Here is a 16,526-nt window from a genome sequence, read left to right on the forward strand (position 1 = left end):
GTTTTCATTTCCCTTCAGTCTGTCCACGTTGTTTGCTAACGATATGTTCCGCAATGTAACGTCCATGCCAGCGCCCGGATTCAATAAAGACTTCATTGGCATTACGCCCCGAAGCGATGACTCCGCCCACATATACACCAGGTACGCTACTTTCCATCGTTTGTGCATCATATAGAGGTTTATCCATATCATCAGACATCTCCACACCTACCGACGTGAGTAGTTGACGATCTGGACGGAAACCGGTCATTGCCAGTACGAAGTCATTATCCAGTTCCCGAGTGGAGCCATCCGTGTGTATCAGACGAATCGAATCATCGAGTATTTCATTCACGCGTGATTCCAGGTGGAGTGTGATATGACCTTTTGTCACCATGCTCTCGAATAGCGGACGTACCCATGGTTTAATATGCTGGGACAGACCACTGCCGCGATAAACCATATCAATATGTGCTCCGACCCGAACCAGTTCCATGGCCGCATCCACGGCTGAGTTGCTTCCGCCAATAATGGCGACACGTGTACGGGTATAAGGGTGGGCTTCCCGGAAGTAGTGGGTTACCTTATCTTTATCTTCTCCAGGGATGCCCAGATAGTTAGGATGGTCAAAATAACCGGTAGCTACAACTACATTGCGTCCAACATGTACGATGGCCTCCCCGCGGCGATTGAGCGTATGTACCTCAAACGTACCATCATCCTTGCGTTTAATTTCACGGGCTTCCTCATAGTTATGAACACGCAGACCAAAATGTTCGGCTACCCTGCGATAATAGGCAAGTGCTTCATAACGAAACGGTTTATCATTAGGTGTGCTGAACGGAACGTTTCCGATCTCAAGCAGCGGGGCTGTGCTGAAAAACTGCATATGGGTTGGATACAGATAAATAGATTGAACGATATTGTATTTCTCAACGATCACAGCGGACAGTCCCAGCCGCTCACATTCAATGGCAGCAGACAGACCGCATGGGCCTCCGCCGATAATAATGACATCTTCCATGTTCTTAATCCTCCTTATTTCAAGCAATATAATCCTACCGTAAATAACGAGCCAATGCCAGTTCAAGCGTGGAGTTTAATTAGACAAGCTTACTTGAAACCAAAGGAGTTGACGTGTAGAGGAGAAAAGACTAATATCAAATTAGATATATATCTAATTGAAAGCGAGATGAACGATGATGCAGCTGGAGAAAATTGTGGCTTATCATAAAGCGTTGGCTGACCCGACCCGGCTTCGCATGCTGCTGTTGTTGGCACAGGGTGAACTGCACGGACAGGCACTTGCCGAGCGGCTGAATCTGTCACAGCCAACCGTGACACATCATGCATCCAAGCTGAGAGAGGCGGCGCTGATTAAGGAACGACGGGAGAAAAATACAGTGTATTTCACACTCAATCCTTCGTTTATCCGCGAGAATGCACAGGCTTCGGTTGATTTTATCTTTGATCGAGAGGAGGTTGAGGATATGAGTGATGTGAACGAAACATTGAAAGCGTCGGTCATGAGGAATTTTTTCTCCAAAGATGGACGACTGCGTCAGATTCCGGCTCAATACAAGAAAAAACTGATTGTACTTGGTCATCTGGTCGAGCAGCTTGAATTTGGTCGGAAGTATACGGAGAAAGAAATCAATACATTTATAAAGCAATACCATGAAGACTTTGCCACGATTCGGCGGGAATTTATCATGCATCAGTTCATGTATCGGGAAGAGGATATCTATGAATTGAATCCGAAGGAAATGTGGACACGCTGGGATCAGGTCAAATAGAGTAGCTGGTGGTAAAAAAAGTTTGGGCTTGACAACTGTAAAGCTCAGTGTGTAACATAATGGATAATTCTACAAGGGAGGCGATTGTTTATGACAAATTTAAATGCAGAATACGTTAATTTGAATATGAACAGCGTCTCCGGAACGGATCAAAGCATGTAATTTTGCGTTAGCTGGATAGCAGTATCCATTGTAACGTGAAGTATCGCATGCTCAGATGAAGCCACGGGTGACGCACCCGTGGCTTTTTTGTTTGCCGATAAAAGGGTGTTCCTGAATTGTTTATATCGGAGGGTTAAGTATTCTATCCGGTAGATCTACAAGAAGGGATGATCTTTGATTCGGCTAACTACTTATTGCCACGGGTGTATTTCTACTCGTGGTTTTTTGTTTTGATCTGAACCGGAGATGATTGTTCACTCGGCTTGAATGAAGTAAATAACTTATTTTGGGAGGAATTTTTATTTTAGATAACCATATTGAGAAGTACGGCTGGTCAGCAAAGTGGCAGGAACTGTGGCAAGAGACAGGGATGGAAGAGCAGGAGAAAAAGCCAGCCAGAATTATCGCAGACCATGGACATCTGCAACGTTTGATTACAGAAGAGGGCGAATGCTGGGGAAGAATTTCGGGCCGAATGCGTCATGATAGTCTGGAGACCAGCTTGGCACCAGCGGTTGGAGATTGGGTGGCCATTACAGGTCAGGCAGGTGAAGAAGCAATTATTCACAATCTGGTGCCCCGTCGGAGCAGGGTATCGAGACAGGCGGCAGGTCCAGTGACCAAGGAACAATTAATCGCCGCAAACGTAGATACACTGTTAATCGTGGCAGCACTTAATCATGATTTCAACCTTAGAAGGCTCGAAAGATACGTGCTGATGGCTTGGAATGGTGGCGTAAGGCCAGTCATTGTTCTGAGCAAAAGTGATCTGTGCAACAATGTGGAAGAACAGATCCGAAGTGTAGAAGGGATTGCTCCAGGCGTTGAAGTGCTTGCGATATCTGCAGTGGAGGGTCAAGGTAAATCCTTACTGGAACGATATTTGCAGCCAGGGCTGACTGTTGCGCTCACAGGATCTTCTGGCAGTGGCAAGTCTACGCTGGTGAACTGGATGATGGGTGAGGATGTGCAGCTTACGCAATCCGTTCGCGAGGGAGACAGTCGGGGGAGACATACGACAACACACCGGGAGATGTTTGTACTTCCACAGGGAGCCGTATTGATCGATACTCCAGGAATGCGCGAGCTTAATCTCTGGGATGAGGGCAATGATGGGCTGTCGCATGCGTTTGGAGAAATTGAAGAACTTGCCGCCACGTGCCGATTTCTGGATTGCAGTCATACACGGGAAGCTGGATGTGCAGTGAAAGAAGCCATACAGGATGGTTCATTGGATGAAAAAAGATTGAATAATTATCTGAAAATGCAGAAGGAATTGCAATATCAGCAGCGCAAGGAAGAAGTGGCATCCAGAAGGCGTACCGCTTCCAGCAAACCGGCCAATAGTCGCAAACCCAAGCACTCCCGTAGTGTGAAAGAGTGGGAGGAAGCCTGAAATCAGGCGGGCATCATCCGGTATCTTGCATAAGATAGGTCAGGAGGGATGTCATTATGCCAGATTACAGGATTATTGTAGATCTGTCTGACCACATGTTATATCTTCTGGACGGCAATCAGGTGATTAAGGGCTATCCTGTGGCCACCGGCAAGATGCTCACGCAGACTCCAAACGGGGAGTTCACTATTGTTAACAAACAATCGAATCCAGGTGGGCCATTTGGCGTGTTCTGGATGGGGCTGTCTGCTCCCCATTATGGCATACACGGAACCAATGAGCCCTGGTCTATTGGCAAATCCGTCTCCCATGGTTGTATACGCATGTACAACTCGGATGTACTGGATCTGTCTTCCAAGGTATCTGTAGGCACTAGGGTAACGATCCGGCCGTAGGGCCGGATTTTACTTTTATAAGAGGCAGTTCAAAAAGTCCACTTTTGATTACGAATCCTGCCTAGCGGCATCAGGACTGAAGTGGATGAATTTGGAATTATAGAAAGAAGAACATATAATATGGTAAAGCTACGGCAGTTACGAGAGAAAGTGAGGGATAGCTATGCTGATCAGGCCAGCGCGTGAAGGGGATGCGCAGGGGATAGCTTATGTACATACTGAGAGTTGGAAAACTACGTATCGGGGAATTGTGCCTGACGATTTTTTGGATCATTTGACTATAGAATCAAGATTGTCTCAGTGGGAGAAGACTATTCGTTCTGGCGAAAAGGATCAGATCCTGGTGGTAGCTGAACAGGATGATGGGAACATTGTCGGATTTGCTTGTGGGGGTAAGGAGCGTGAAGGCAAATTACCTTATGATGGAGAGTTGTATGCTATATATTTGCTGAAGGAAGTGCAACAAACGGGGATAGGTCAGCAACTCGCGACACATGTCGTTCATCATCTGCAGACCCACAATATGAAACGTTTGATCATATGGGCTTTGGAGCGTAATTCAGCTTGTCGCTTCTATGAAAAGATGGGAGGCACTCCAGTCCAGACACAGTCCCTCCGCATTGGTGGTCAAGATCTGATCGAAGTTGGCTACGGATGGGAGGACTTGAGCCTCTTTGGAGAGAAGAGCCTGCCCGACTGTTGAAAGACGTCCAGATGCTGAGAGAATAGTGGGGGTTGTATTGTTTCCCTTAAGCTTAAAGAATGGAAGAGCTAATTCAGGTCTTCACGTTTGCGTAATTCTGAACAAGGTTAATGATGTATTACACCGTTGTGCAGGTGTGACATTTAATCTTGATCAGGAGGCGTATTCACATGACTTTAATGGACACTGAACATACAACATGGACGAAACAATATATTAATGGCAGCTGGGTAGATGGCTCCGGTGAGAAAACAATGGAGAATATCAATCCTTATACGGGAGAAGTTATTGCCACATGGCGCTCTTCCAATAAGAAAGACATAGATAAGGCTTATGAGTCAGCTCAGAAAAATTCGATTGAATGGGCGAAGTCTTTGCCCGCTGCGAAAGAAGAGGTGTTGCGTAAAGTTTCATCCCTGATGGCGGAGCGCAAAGAGGAGATCATTCAACTGTTGATCACGGAATCCGGGAGTACCCGGATCAAATCGGAGGCGGAGTTTGCAGCGGCTAAACGCATTGTGGATGAAGCAGCATCTTTTCCTTATCGCATGAAGGGTGAGATCATCCCGTCCAATACCCCTGGCAAAGAGAACCGTGTGGTTCGTGAGCCTAAGGGAGTGATTGGTGTTATCGGGCCATGGAACTTCCCTTTGCATCTATGCCTGCGATCTGTAGCTCCAGCGATTGCCCTTGGTAATGGTGTGGTGATTAAACCAGCATCAGACACTCCGATTACGGCAGGTTGGCTCATTGCCGATTTGTTTGAACAAGCCGGTCTGCCTGAGGGCGTGCTGAATGTCGTTGCGGGAAGTGGCAGTGAAATCGGGGATTACTTTGTCGCTCATCCGGTTCCCAAAGTAATTTCATTCACGGGTTCCACAGAAGTTGGACAAGGGATCGGTAAACTGGCGGGGGAACATTTAAAAGAAACGGCACTGGAACTAGGTGGCAACAACGCGATGGTTGTGCTGGAAGATGCGGACATTGAACGTGCTAGCGAAGCGGCGGTCTTTGGCAAGTTTCTGCATCAGGGACAGATCTGCATGGCGCTGAATCGTATCATTGTGCATGCCGATATTTACGAACAATTCGTCGAATCATTTGTTGCCAAAACGAAGAATGTCCAGGCAGGTGATCCGGCGGATGCCAAAACACTCGTGGGTCCTCTCATTCGGGAAAAAGAGGTAGAACGATTGCTGGAGCTTGTGGACAAAACCAAGGCCGAAGGTGCACGGTTATTGCTCGGAGGGACCAGTAAAGGCAGTGTGCTGTCTCCTACTGTACTTGCCGATGTTAAACCTGAACAAGATATCGTGCAACAGGAATTGTTTGGCCCAGTAGCAGTGATCATGAAAGCTCATGATGAGCAGGAAGCTGTACGTTTGGCGAATGATACTCCTTATGGACTTAGTGGTTCCGTATTCACCCAAGATCTGAATCGAGGATATCAGGTTGCCCAGCGCATTGAATCGGGTATGGTGCATGTAAATGATCAGTCTGTGAACGATGAAGCGCATGTGATGTTTGGCGGTGAAAAAGCTTCAGGGATTGGACGTTTCGGTGGGGATTGGGCGATTGAGAAGTTTACACGTACTCGTTGGATCAGCATTCAGCACCAATATCGGGAATATCCGGGAGTGAAATAAGTCGAAAAAGAGTAAATTAGCAGGGGCATTTATGAATGATTAGAGTGGGTTACAAAAAGATCGACAAATCATGCGAAAGTCCGTCTCCAGCTTGGTGGGACGGGCTTTTTGCACAATATTACACCTTGGCAAAATACGGCTTAATATAAGAGTGGAAAAGCTGTTTGGGGCTGACGCTATCTGGTTATTTATGGATACACGGAAGAATCGATCCGTAAATCCAATGGCAAAGGGGCTTTAAATTCATGTCCATTGACCGCTTTATTCTGAGGAAACTGAATACCTGTCAGGAAGAACATACACGTGCCAATTTGGTTCGGCTGTTTGTCATTCGTATTCGTAAAGCCGAGATTGCGGAAGAACATGATGCCGCCTATGTCCTGAGCAAACTGCACTGAGCGATGGCTGATAATAATTGCGATCCGCTGTTAACGTGTATACAACTCAAAAAAGGAAGCTTGTCTATGACGACAGCTTCCTTTTTCATGTCTTGTAATGAATGTGTCTTGGTTGACTCCTTTTAATATAACGATAAAGCAAGGGAGTCGTTTTCACTTCGACTGTGGAGAATGGCTTCTCCATTAACAATCTCAATACTAATTAAAGAATGCAGACATTTTTGAATGGCGCGTTTACCGTTGCTAATTTTATGCTCAAGAGCACTGCTAAGCAATCTTAATGTCTTCTGCATAGGTTGTTTGTTTTCTTGATTAAAATATACAGGGATTGATTTGTTTTGAAAGGTTATTAGGGTTCTCACTTGAAATCACCTCACGGTTGTTATTTCATACAGCTAATATTAAATTCCAATGCTTAAAATTACCTTAAAATCAGCTTATGAAAACATAAAGGTGGGTAATGTTTGAAAAGTGTTCACAATTCAATTGTGAGCGAAGGAATAAAAGTCCTGAAAAACGTAACTTAATTACCATTTAAATGGAACAAAAAACGATGATTTTCGTATCCTCGCAATATTAAATTGCATAACTGCCACAAAAGTTCTGAGTCGAATGTACGATATTTTAATATATACGTGGGTCATATGTAACAAAATTACAGGTGGTACATTGCAAACAGGGTGTTTATGTAAGAAAATAGGGTTGATATAACGATTCATTCTCTTTTTTTTGATTTAATCTGACATTAGGACAATTTACATATGAGACCATGGGAGGGATTCGGATGATTCTAACCGTGTATTCCGGCCGCGAGGAAGGAGAATGGTTCGACATCGATGTTCCGGACGAATGTACCATTGAACATTTGAAGACATTACTCGGCGTTCGCATTTTTGGACAGGCACCGGGAGACGGCATTCAGTACATCCTTGAAGCCAAGTTTCCGGAAGGTCTGTGGTTCTCTCCGCAGAACGCACAGCAGTTAATGGAAACGGGGCTACGACAAGGCAGTTGCGTACGTGTCCAGCGGGCTTTTTCAACAACTTCGGAAGAAGCGCCTGTATATGGAAGACGTTCATTGTTTCAACAGGAAAGCAACGAATAGGGCTTTTGAACTTATACATTCATTATTGAACGAACTAAAGGAGGTCTTCTCTTCGTGAATGTGTTATATCAGCGTTCTCCAAGAATGACACCGGTTCTCAAGGAAGAGAGACTCGAAATACTCAGGCCTCCAACAGAACCGAGCAAACCCACGTTTTCCATGATATCCATTATTGTGCCGATCATGATGACTATGGTCAGCATTGGTTTCTACGTATATATCAATATGACCGGCAAAATGAATAACAGCAGTTATATGATGTTTCAGATGATGACGGTCATGATGATGCTTACTTCTTACACCATTCCATTCTTCGTGTATCTGAGCAACAAGAAATCATATCGCAAAAAATTGGAAGAACGAAAAATAATGTATCTTGCCCAACTGGACAAACACCGGGAAGAACTGAAAGAAGCTCAGGCGGAGCAAGTGAAGAGCCTATACGAAATTCATGGTGATCCGGGTGTGTGTCTTCAAGTGGTGAAGAACCGGAACAGTTCCTTGTGGGAGCGTTCACCAGAGGATGATGATTTCCTTCAGGTACGCATTGGTACGGGAGAGATTCCATTCCGCATCAAACTTCAGGTTCCGCGGATTGATGGTTACGAGAAGGATGAGCTGATTGAAGCGGCCCATGAACTTGCGGCTGAATTCCAGACGGTACCGGATGCTTCCATTACATTGCCTTTGTTCCAATCGAAGGTTATGGGACTTGTCGGTGATCGGGAGGAAGTGCTTGCTTCCCTGCGAGTCATCATCTCACAACTGACGGTACGCCATTCCCCGGATGAACTGAAGCTTGCTGCTTTCTATGAAGAAAAGGACAGCAAGGAATGGGACTGGCTTCGCTGGATGCCACATATCTGGGATGAAGACCAAGGACAACGCTATATGGCCGACAGGCACAGCGGTGCGCATCAATTGGCGGACAGCTTGTTTTCCGTGTTGAACCGGCGTCGTAACAATAAGGAAGACCGCTACAAGAAAAGCGTACAAACACCATGTTACGTTGTAATTCTCTCCGATACGCAATTAATTGAAGAAGAACCGTTGCTTCCGCTGTTGCTGGAGTCGGCTCATGACATTGATGTATGCACCATCATACTGGCTAATCGCAAGGAGTCTCTACCGATGCATTGCCAGTTGATTATGGATGCCTCCAAAGGCAAAGGGGTGTATATCAAAAAAACGGAAGATGCAGATGTTATTCAACAAACGTACAAGCCTGATGTGATCTCTAAAGAGATGGCAGAGGCGCTTTCCCGTTATATGTCACCGATCCGGTTGAAACGTTCATCTGCTTCGGATATCCCGCAAGTGCTCCCGTTATTTGATATGCTGAGCACATCACGCGTGGAAGATCTCGATGTGGTGTCCAGGTGGGGACAGACGAGATATCCTGATACGCTGCCTGTACCAATGGGTGTGCGCGCTGGCGGCAAAAAAATTGCGATAAACCTGCATGACAAAATTGAACGTCAGGGTCATGGTCCCCATGGTCTGATTGCAGGTACAACCGGTTCAGGTAAAAGTGAAGTCATCCAGTCCATCGTAGCTTCACTCGCTGCTGAGTTCCATCCACATGATCTGGCCTTCATGCTGATTGACTATAAAGGTGGCGGTATGTCCAATACATTTGTTGATCTGCCACATGTGGTAGGGACAATCACCAATCTGGATGGGAATCTGATCGAGCGGGCGAATATTTCACTTCGTGCCGAACTGGTCAGAAGGCAAAAAATATTAAATGATGCGGGAAACCTCCAGCATATTGATGAATATTACAAGATTCTGCGTTCCAGACATGAACAGCCACTTCCACATCTGGTTATTATCATTGACGAGTTTGCTCAATTGAAGCGGGACCAGCCGGAGTTCATGGATGAATTGATCAGTATAGCGGCGATTGGCCGGACACTTGGGGTTCATCTAATTCTGGCAACCCAAAAGCCAGCTGGTGTTGTAGACGATAAAATATGGAGTAATTCGCGCTTCCGGATCTGCCTTCGCGTACAGAGTGAGGGAGATAGCAGGGATATGATCAAGATTCCAAATGCTGCCTGGATTACAAAGCCTGGTCGCGGATATTTCCAGGTTGGTAGTGATGAAGTGTTTGAAGAAATGCAATTCGCTTGGAGTGGTGCACCTTATAACCAGCAGGAGGATTCAACAACGGTATTACCTGTTATGGAAGTGCGCCTGAACGGTAAGCGGGAGCCTCTGTTAACTGGAGAGCGCAGAGCCGTTCTCAAAGGTGAAGATGTTCCGAAACAGCTTCAGGTATTTATTGATTATGTTGCGCAGTCTGCAGCGGATGCGGGTATCCGTCGTTTGCCAGGACCATGGTTGCCACCTTTACCAGAGACACTGGAATGGGAAGGTCTTCAGGACTGGCAGGAAGAAGAGAATCGGGATCTGCTGCTTGATGGCGGGGCGAATGGTCTGAAACCACTGGTTGGTTTGCTGGATGATCTCCCTAATCAGCGCCAACAACCGCTCGCATTGCCTGTGGATCAAGGACATCTGGTCGTGTACGGCATGCCAGGACTGGGCAAAACAACATTTGTTCAGACCTTGCTTATGTCTTTGGCCCGTTCCCATAGAACTGAACCTTGGCATGGTTACATTATCGATATGGGCCGTATGATGAAAGACTTTGCAGCACTACCTCAGATCGGTGGCGTGATGATGGCTGAAGAGGAAGACCGGATCAAGCGGTTATTCCGCTATATTCTCAAGCTGTCAGCACAACGCAAAGATATCATCTCGGAGGCGGGGGTTAAAACGATTTCGGCGTACCGCCGGACAGCTCACGCGGCTGTCCCGCAGGTTGTGGTCGTTATCGATGGTTATCTTTCATTCCGCAATGCCTATCCGGAAGAGAATGAACTTCTGGAGACGATCCTGCGTGAAGGCGGAAGTCTGGGTATCACCTTTGTGCTCACAGCCAATCGGGTAACAGATGTATTTGAAAAATTCAGAAGCAATATTCCCAATGCGGTTTCATTTGAGTTATCCGATCCAAGCGATTATTATTATGCCGTGGGAAGACCTTCCAAGGCGCCAAGCCAACTTCCGCCAGGAAGAGGCCTGGTCAAAGGGCAAGTGCCTCCATTAATGTTCCAGGCGGCATTACCTTCTTCAGGGGCAGATGAGGGCAAGCGTTCATCGGCACTGCGCCGTACGATTGCTGAGATTCGCCAAGGCTGGACAGGGGAAGAAGCGCCGCAGATTGCTCCACTTCCGGAAGAAATCAAACTGAAGGATCTGCTCATTCGGACAGGATCATATGGTCAGGCTTGGGATACATCGTCTGTAACTGTCCCTGTGGGATTGCTTACGGATGATCTGGAACCATTCGAGCTTAATCTGCGTGAAGGTCCGCATTTCATGGTAACGAGTCCGATGGAAGGCGGCAAAACGACATTTTTATTGACATGGATGTTATCACTGGCTTATCATGCTTCTCCGGAAGATGTGCAAATATACACAGTAGATATGCGTTATGGCTCAGGTGGGCTGGGGGAAATCAGCAGTTTGCCCCATGTCCGTGGACATGTATCGCGAGAAGAACAGCTTGCACCTGTCATTCAACAGTTGTACGATGAAGTTCTGAAAAGAGGCGAGATTTCCGGTGGACCGGAACTTGTGCTCGTCATCGACGATGCGGACACCTTGTCCAAGCAGTTAAACGATTTTAATGTGAAAGATCAATTGGGAGCGATTGTTCGTCAAGGAAGGGATCGCGGTGTACACGTGATTCTATCCGGAGTTCCGGCAGACTTCCCAACCTTTGGTTCTGACTGGGTAACGGATGTGAAGGCTTCTCAGAGTGGAATGCTGTTCGGGACTTTAGACCCTAACGATCTCTCGTTCTTCCGTATACCTTATTCCGAATCTGGAGGTAGTTCAGGTGGGCTGAAGGTACTGCCTCCGGGTCAAGGTTATTATGTAAAACGTAAATATTCCAGGGTTAAAGGTGCAGTTCCATGTGATGACAGCTGGAAAATGACCGATTGGATTTCTGAAATTCGTGACCGATGGCATGTTGTAGTTTGAGGGGAGGTGGCTCATAATGTTGACGGTTCATGATTCTAAGCAAAAGGTAGTCACGTTGCAAACAAAGGAACTTTTTTTCCTGGCTGGTATTCTCGGTTCAGACCGACTGCTTGGTGTGGAAGATCCGTTTCGCGGCTATATGGCGGAGGATATCGCGATGGAGTGGGAGCGTGTCAAAACCTCCCTGCTTGACAAAGGATATCTGATTCGGGATCAGGATACCGATGAGCTGATCATGACACCGACCGTTTTCTCCAGGGTAGCCATTGCCGGATTGTCCGACAGAGCTTGTTGGATTCGCTACACGATCAACGGCAAGTCGTATGAGAGTTATATCCATTGCACGGATGAGCGGGTCGTTGAAGTTTCCCGTGTTGACGACGTACCGGACTCGTTCCGGCTCAGCGATCTGGGAAGTGTTCGTGAAGCCATTGATGTTCTGATAGAGCGGATGAAATGGAGCGGCCATTCTCCTGCGGAGAAACCGGCCCTAATGTGCTCCAAGAAAAAATTTTATGATGTCATGAATGAGCTCGAAAACAGCGGAGTACAGACCGTAGCAGCGGAACTCGAACAGGAGACAAGTGATCCTGAGGGCTCACTTGCACTGGCACGCTGTCTGGTGGGTAAGGAGTCAGACGGGGAGCTTAGGTTGCTTGTATGGAATGAAGACGGGTGGAAGTCGCAGTCGGCAGCATTTGCTGCAAGTGCGGTATCCAACTGGTTGTTCCGGATGAGCACTGCGGCTTCAGATGATTGGCTTGTTGCAGCACTAACGACTAGAGAACAGTTTCACGAGATGCTGCTGGACTGGCTTAAACAGCCTGCAGGGGAAGAGGAAAGGTGATGGTAAATGCGCATTCGTGTGGAACCGGATGTGCTTCGGGCACTGAGCAAGCAGATTCAGTATGCAGCGGAGCAAATACAGCAAAAGATGACAGTGTTGGATCAGGCGATTCATTCGCTGGAGTGGGAGGTTGAATCCCGCGCAGCGGTGATGAATGAATGGAATCACAGTAAACGACTGGGCGAGGATGCGCTGCGTCGATTAATGGACTTAAGCGTACAGCTGGGACGCAAAGCGTTGTTATTCCAGCAGGCAGACATGGAGTATCGTTCCGTGCTGAGTCATGTGAACACAGCCTATGGTAATGCGGTCAATATGCTGAATGTTCTTCAGAACAATCGTACAGGAGAAATCATGCCTGCACATTCTGCAACTGTAGCTGTAGTATCCGATCCCCTTTCCGCAATGGCGGCCGTATATCGTGTACAGGATGCCGCTCCGCCTGATGGCTCCCCGGCTACACTGGTGCAGGCTATGCAGCCTGAGCCTGTAGCATGGAGATTCACAGATCCTTCCTTTCGGGGAAGAAGAGGGACCGAGCCTGTTGTTTCCTGAACAGGGTGAATAAAAGTAACAGCAGAAAGTGAATATTTTTTTGTAAATAGGCTGTTAGGAGAAGTTTCAAGTGCTGAAAATGGGGTAAATAGGATTAGGTCCTTCGGCTTTTGTCCGATCGATCCTGGTATAGTACAATTTGAACAAGTCAAAATTTAATTGCACAAACCAAGGAGGAATTTACAAATGGCAGGACGTATTTTAGTTACCCCAGAGCAGCTTGATCAGGTTTCCAACCAATTTAAACAAAGCGGTGAGCAAAGTCAGCAAATCGTATCTACATTGACTCAATCCATCACAAGCATGGAAGGACAATGGGAAGGTATGACAAAGCAACGCTTCTTCCAAGAGTTCCAAGAAGCTAGCAAACAAATGCAATCATTCGTTCAAACGCTGAACAGCATCAGCGCTGAACTTACAGCTATTGCTAACAAATTCCGTACAGCTGACCAGGCTCGTTAATCTGCTTTACATAGATCAGGCCGATGTGAAGTCTGAATTCGTCCTGAATTATAGGTGGATAGCAAGCTGAAGATGTACAACTACAGCAAAAACCGGGCGTTTTCACAACACCCGGTTTTTGTTGCAACTATGACACTAGGACAGAGAGAGGGATAAGCATGTCTTTTCAACCAAATCCCGGGGATGAAGTGGTGATTAACGATATTGCCTATACGATTGGGCAACATCCGGCTGCGCCGGGTCTGGCTTATGCCCAAGCCGGAAGGCAGGGGATTGTTTATCAGTTGTTACCCCGAAATGGTTCCATTCATGGGGCTAAAGCACTAAAAGTATTTTTTCCTAAATTCCGTATTCCGGCTATGGTATATCAGTCTGAACATATGGAGTCTTATAGTGAACTGCCAGGTTTGCAGGTATGCAAGCGTGATGTGCTCACTCCGGAAAGAAACGGAGCGCTCATTGGAAAACATCCCGATCTGTTATATGCGGTGTTGATGCCATGGGTGCAAGGTCAGACCTGGTTCGATGTGATCAGTGATCAGAGACAGTTGACGGCTGAGGTGAGCCTGAAGCTGGCTAGAGCGCTTGCTGGAACAGGTTCGGCTATGGAACAACGTGGACTGGCTCATTGCGATATGTCCGCTCCCAATGTAATGATTCCGTTTTTTTCCGAAGTGGAGAACCTGGGGAAGATGTCTGCGGTAGAACTTGTGGATGTCGAGCAGATGTACGGTTCCAAGATGGATCGTCCGGATGCCCTGCTTGCCGGGTCACCCGGTTATGCAGCCCATCGAACAGTGCACAGCGGGCTGTGGAGTTCATATGCTGACCGATTTGCCGGAGCGGTTATCATTGCTGAAATGTTAAGCTGGTCCGACCCTGTGATTGTAGAGAAAGCGTGGGGCGAAAGTTATTTTGATCAGCATGAAATGCAAACGGTGAGTGAACGGTATTATGCGATGCGGGAGTCCCTTGAGAAGCGCTGGGGTTCCAAACTGTCCGATCTGTTTATTCGAGCTTGGGAAAGTCACGATCTGAGCAGTTGTCCGACGTTTGGTGAGTGGTATGTTGCATTGGCTGCGGTAGACGTGGATCAGGCCAATGCAGCGGCTGCTGTGACAGCGGAAGAAGAAGCCGCCAATTCGTCCGAAGCTGATGTGAATCTGAAAAAGAGCTCAGAACCAGTAAGTGAACCGGTGAATACGCAAGACGGGAACCGTACTCAAACGCCGCACTCTCCCGATCAGGAAGCGGTTGTGAACCGTCTGTTCCTGCAAGCAAGAGCCCTGGAGGATGAAGATAAACCGGCTGCAGCACTGGAAGTGTACCGCTCGCTTTATCATTTTATTCCTCATAACAGCGCGATGCAGATGGAAGTCGAGGCTGCAATTAAGGAACTGGATGCAAAGCTTAATCCAAAAGAAGACACAGACAAACCTGTACCTGTGCCATTCTACAGATCCAAAAAGTTCATGATTTCCTCCGCTGTACTTATTGTATTGCTGGCAGGTGGCGTGCCAACGGTCAAAATACTCGCCGATCAGGCAGAGGTGAAACAGAAAGAACAGCAGGAAGCCACACGACTGGCAGATATCAAAGCTGCGGAAGAGGCTGAAGCAGCAAAGGCAGCTGCTCTCAAACAGCAGGAAGAACAAGAGAAACAAAAGGCCGCAGATGCTGCAAAACTGGACGCGGAGGAAAAGAAAAAACTTGCTGAAGCCAAGCAGAAGGCAGCTGAAGCAAAGAAAAAAGAAGAAGAACGTAAGGCGTTACAGGCCAAGTACGACAAACAGGCGAAATATGAGGCCTTTCTGGTGAAGCAGGAACTGCAGAAGAAAGAAGCGGCTAAGAGAGCGGAGCAGGAAAAATACGATAAACAGGCGAAATATGAAGCTTATCTGGTCTGGAAAAAAGAGAATGATGCCAAGCTTGCAAAACAGGAAGCGGAGCGTAAAGCGGCAGCTGAAGTTAAACGTCAACAGGAGATTGCTCAGAAAGCAGCTCTGAAGAAAAAACGTGCCCAGAATGTGGTCACGCTGATTGCTCATTACAATAAAACGTATAACGCGCAAAAAGGCAGAAAAATTGAAAATGCGGAATCGTATGCCCGTGATTTCAAAAATCTTTACAATACCGATGCTTCCTATTTCAAAGGTGTTGGCAAAGTAGCCGCTCGAATGAGTGCCATTAACAAATTTCTGAGCAACAACAGTTACAAGTTGCCCAACTTATAAATTAATGTGAATGATGGAGGTGACTCACCCTAGATGAACTACACGATTCAAGCATCACAGCGTACACCTGCACTTATTATATATTTAATTGATATTAGCGCCTCCATGAACATGGTTCTGGAAAATCGTCGACGGATTGACGTCGTCTATGATGCCTTATCTCTCGCGATTCGCCAAATGGTGTTTCGGTCTACCAAGGGAAATCGTCTGACACCTCGCTATCGTATAGCCATATTGGCTTACAGCGATGATGTATATGACTTGTTGAACGGAATCAAAGGAATTGATGAGATCGCTGCCGTTGGTTCTTTGCCTGACCTGACTCCGAGACGGTTTTCAGATTCTGCGAAGGCTTTCCTGCAGGCGGAAAAGATTCTACAGGCCGAAATTCCGAATATGCAGGACTGTCCTGCGCCACTTGTATGCCACATGACCGATGGGGTAGCCACAGGTGAAGATCCCGAACCTATTGCAAAAAGAATTATGGGTATGAGTGTACCTGACGGCAATGTGCTGGTGGAGAATATTTTTATATCGGATCATTTGCTTGAAGGACCAATTGCTGAACCTAGAAGATGGAAGGGAATCTCTTCGGAAACGAATCTACAGGATGAGCATGGAGAGAAGCTGCGGAATATGTCATCCATCCTGCCCGAAAGTTATCGGGAAATGCTTGTTGAAGCTGATTATTTGCTTGCACCCGGTGCACTCATGATGCTGCCAGGTACATGTGCAGAATTGGTATCAATCGGGTTCCAGATGTCCGCTGCTACGCCTGTGAGATAGGAG

General features: G+C 46.9%; 15 protein-coding genes. 13 read left to right on the forward strand and 2 right to left on the reverse strand.

What is annotated here, in order from left to right; translation table 11 throughout:
* Window positions 1–4: 4 nt before the first annotated feature.
* Window positions 5–1,003, reverse strand: coding sequence for a YpdA family putative bacillithiol disulfide reductase (locus MKY01_RS11945; RefSeq protein ID WP_076249782.1), 999 nt, complete (start codon window positions 1,001–1,003; stop codon window positions 5–7).
* A gap of 178 nt (window positions 1,004–1,181) precedes the next feature.
* On the opposite strand from MKY01_RS11945, the gene MKY01_RS11950 reads away from it, so the two are divergent.
* From MKY01_RS11950 to MKY01_RS11975, 6 genes are all read left to right on the forward strand, one after another.
* Window positions 1,182–1,775, forward strand: coding sequence for a metalloregulator ArsR/SmtB family transcription factor (locus MKY01_RS11950; RefSeq protein WP_339287145.1), 594 nt, complete (start codon window positions 1,182–1,184; stop codon window positions 1,773–1,775).
* 448 nt (window positions 1,776–2,223) lie between these two features.
* The gene (rsgA, locus tag MKY01_RS11955; RefSeq protein WP_051449744.1) at window positions 2,224–3,333 is read left to right on the forward strand and encodes a ribosome small subunit-dependent GTPase A; all 1,110 of its coding nucleotides are present in this window, start codon (window positions 2,224–2,226) and stop codon (window positions 3,331–3,333) included.
* Window positions 3,334–3,389: 56 nt separating this feature from the next.
* Window positions 3,390–3,728 (forward strand): L,D-transpeptidase, encoded by a 339-nt coding sequence (locus MKY01_RS11960; protein WP_339286456.1) that lies wholly within the window; start codon window positions 3,390–3,392, stop codon window positions 3,726–3,728.
* A 163-nt stretch (window positions 3,729–3,891) separates the two neighbouring features.
* A complete protein-coding gene (locus MKY01_RS11965; RefSeq protein ID WP_253507582.1) occupies window positions 3,892–4,431 on the forward strand; it encodes a GNAT family N-acetyltransferase in 540 nt (179 codons plus the stop codon).
* 170 nt (window positions 4,432–4,601) lie between these two features.
* The gene (locus MKY01_RS11970) at window positions 4,602–6,077 is read left to right on the forward strand and encodes an aldehyde dehydrogenase family protein (protein WP_339286457.1); all 1,476 of its coding nucleotides are present in this window, start codon (window positions 4,602–4,604) and stop codon (window positions 6,075–6,077) included.
* 245 nt (window positions 6,078–6,322) lie between these two features.
* A complete protein-coding gene (locus MKY01_RS11975) occupies window positions 6,323–6,475 on the forward strand; it encodes a hypothetical protein (RefSeq protein WP_164783094.1) in 153 nt (50 codons plus the stop codon).
* 122 nt (window positions 6,476–6,597) lie between these two features.
* Here MKY01_RS11975 and MKY01_RS11980 read toward each other — a convergent pair whose 3' ends face one another.
* Window positions 6,598–6,837 (reverse strand): hypothetical protein, encoded by a 240-nt coding sequence (locus tag MKY01_RS11980; RefSeq protein WP_074094612.1) that lies wholly within the window; start codon window positions 6,835–6,837, stop codon window positions 6,598–6,600.
* Between the two features lie 422 nt (window positions 6,838–7,259).
* On the opposite strand from MKY01_RS11980, the gene MKY01_RS11985 reads away from it, so the two are divergent.
* The 7 genes from MKY01_RS11985 to MKY01_RS12015 all read left to right on the forward strand — a co-directional run bounded on the left by MKY01_RS11985 (window position 7,260) and on the right by MKY01_RS12015 (window position 16,523).
* Window positions 7,260–7,580, forward strand: coding sequence for a hypothetical protein (locus tag MKY01_RS11985; protein WP_339286458.1), 321 nt, complete (start codon window positions 7,260–7,262; stop codon window positions 7,578–7,580).
* A 54-nt stretch (window positions 7,581–7,634) separates the two neighbouring features.
* The gene (gene essC, locus MKY01_RS11990) at window positions 7,635–11,639 is read left to right on the forward strand and encodes a type VII secretion protein EssC (protein WP_339286459.1); all 4,005 of its coding nucleotides are present in this window, start codon (window positions 7,635–7,637) and stop codon (window positions 11,637–11,639) included.
* Between the two features lie 16 nt (window positions 11,640–11,655).
* Window positions 11,656–12,486, forward strand: coding sequence for a hypothetical protein (locus tag MKY01_RS11995; RefSeq protein WP_047842537.1), 831 nt, complete (start codon window positions 11,656–11,658; stop codon window positions 12,484–12,486).
* A gap of 6 nt (window positions 12,487–12,492) precedes the next feature.
* Entirely contained in the window at window positions 12,493–13,041 is a 549-nt protein-coding gene (locus MKY01_RS12000; RefSeq protein ID WP_017689072.1) for a WXG100 family type VII secretion target, read from the forward strand.
* Window positions 13,042–13,227: 186 nt separating this feature from the next.
* Complete coding sequence (locus tag MKY01_RS12005; RefSeq protein ID WP_017689071.1) at window positions 13,228–13,503, forward strand: WXG100 family type VII secretion target; 276 nt, start codon at window positions 13,228–13,230, stop codon at window positions 13,501–13,503.
* Between the two features lie 158 nt (window positions 13,504–13,661).
* On the forward strand, window positions 13,662–15,737 hold the full coding sequence (locus MKY01_RS12010; protein WP_127543698.1) for a hypothetical protein: 2,076 nt from the start codon (window positions 13,662–13,664) through the stop codon (window positions 15,735–15,737).
* A 33-nt stretch (window positions 15,738–15,770) separates the two neighbouring features.
* Complete coding sequence (locus MKY01_RS12015; protein ID WP_127543696.1) at window positions 15,771–16,523, forward strand: vWA domain-containing protein; 753 nt, start codon at window positions 15,771–15,773, stop codon at window positions 16,521–16,523.
* The last annotated feature ends 3 nt before the right edge of the window (window positions 16,524–16,526 follow it).

Source organism: Paenibacillus sp. FSL R5-0486, assembly GCF_037975155.1.
Classification (GTDB): domain Bacteria; phylum Bacillota; class Bacilli; order Paenibacillales; family Paenibacillaceae; genus Paenibacillus; species Paenibacillus amylolyticus.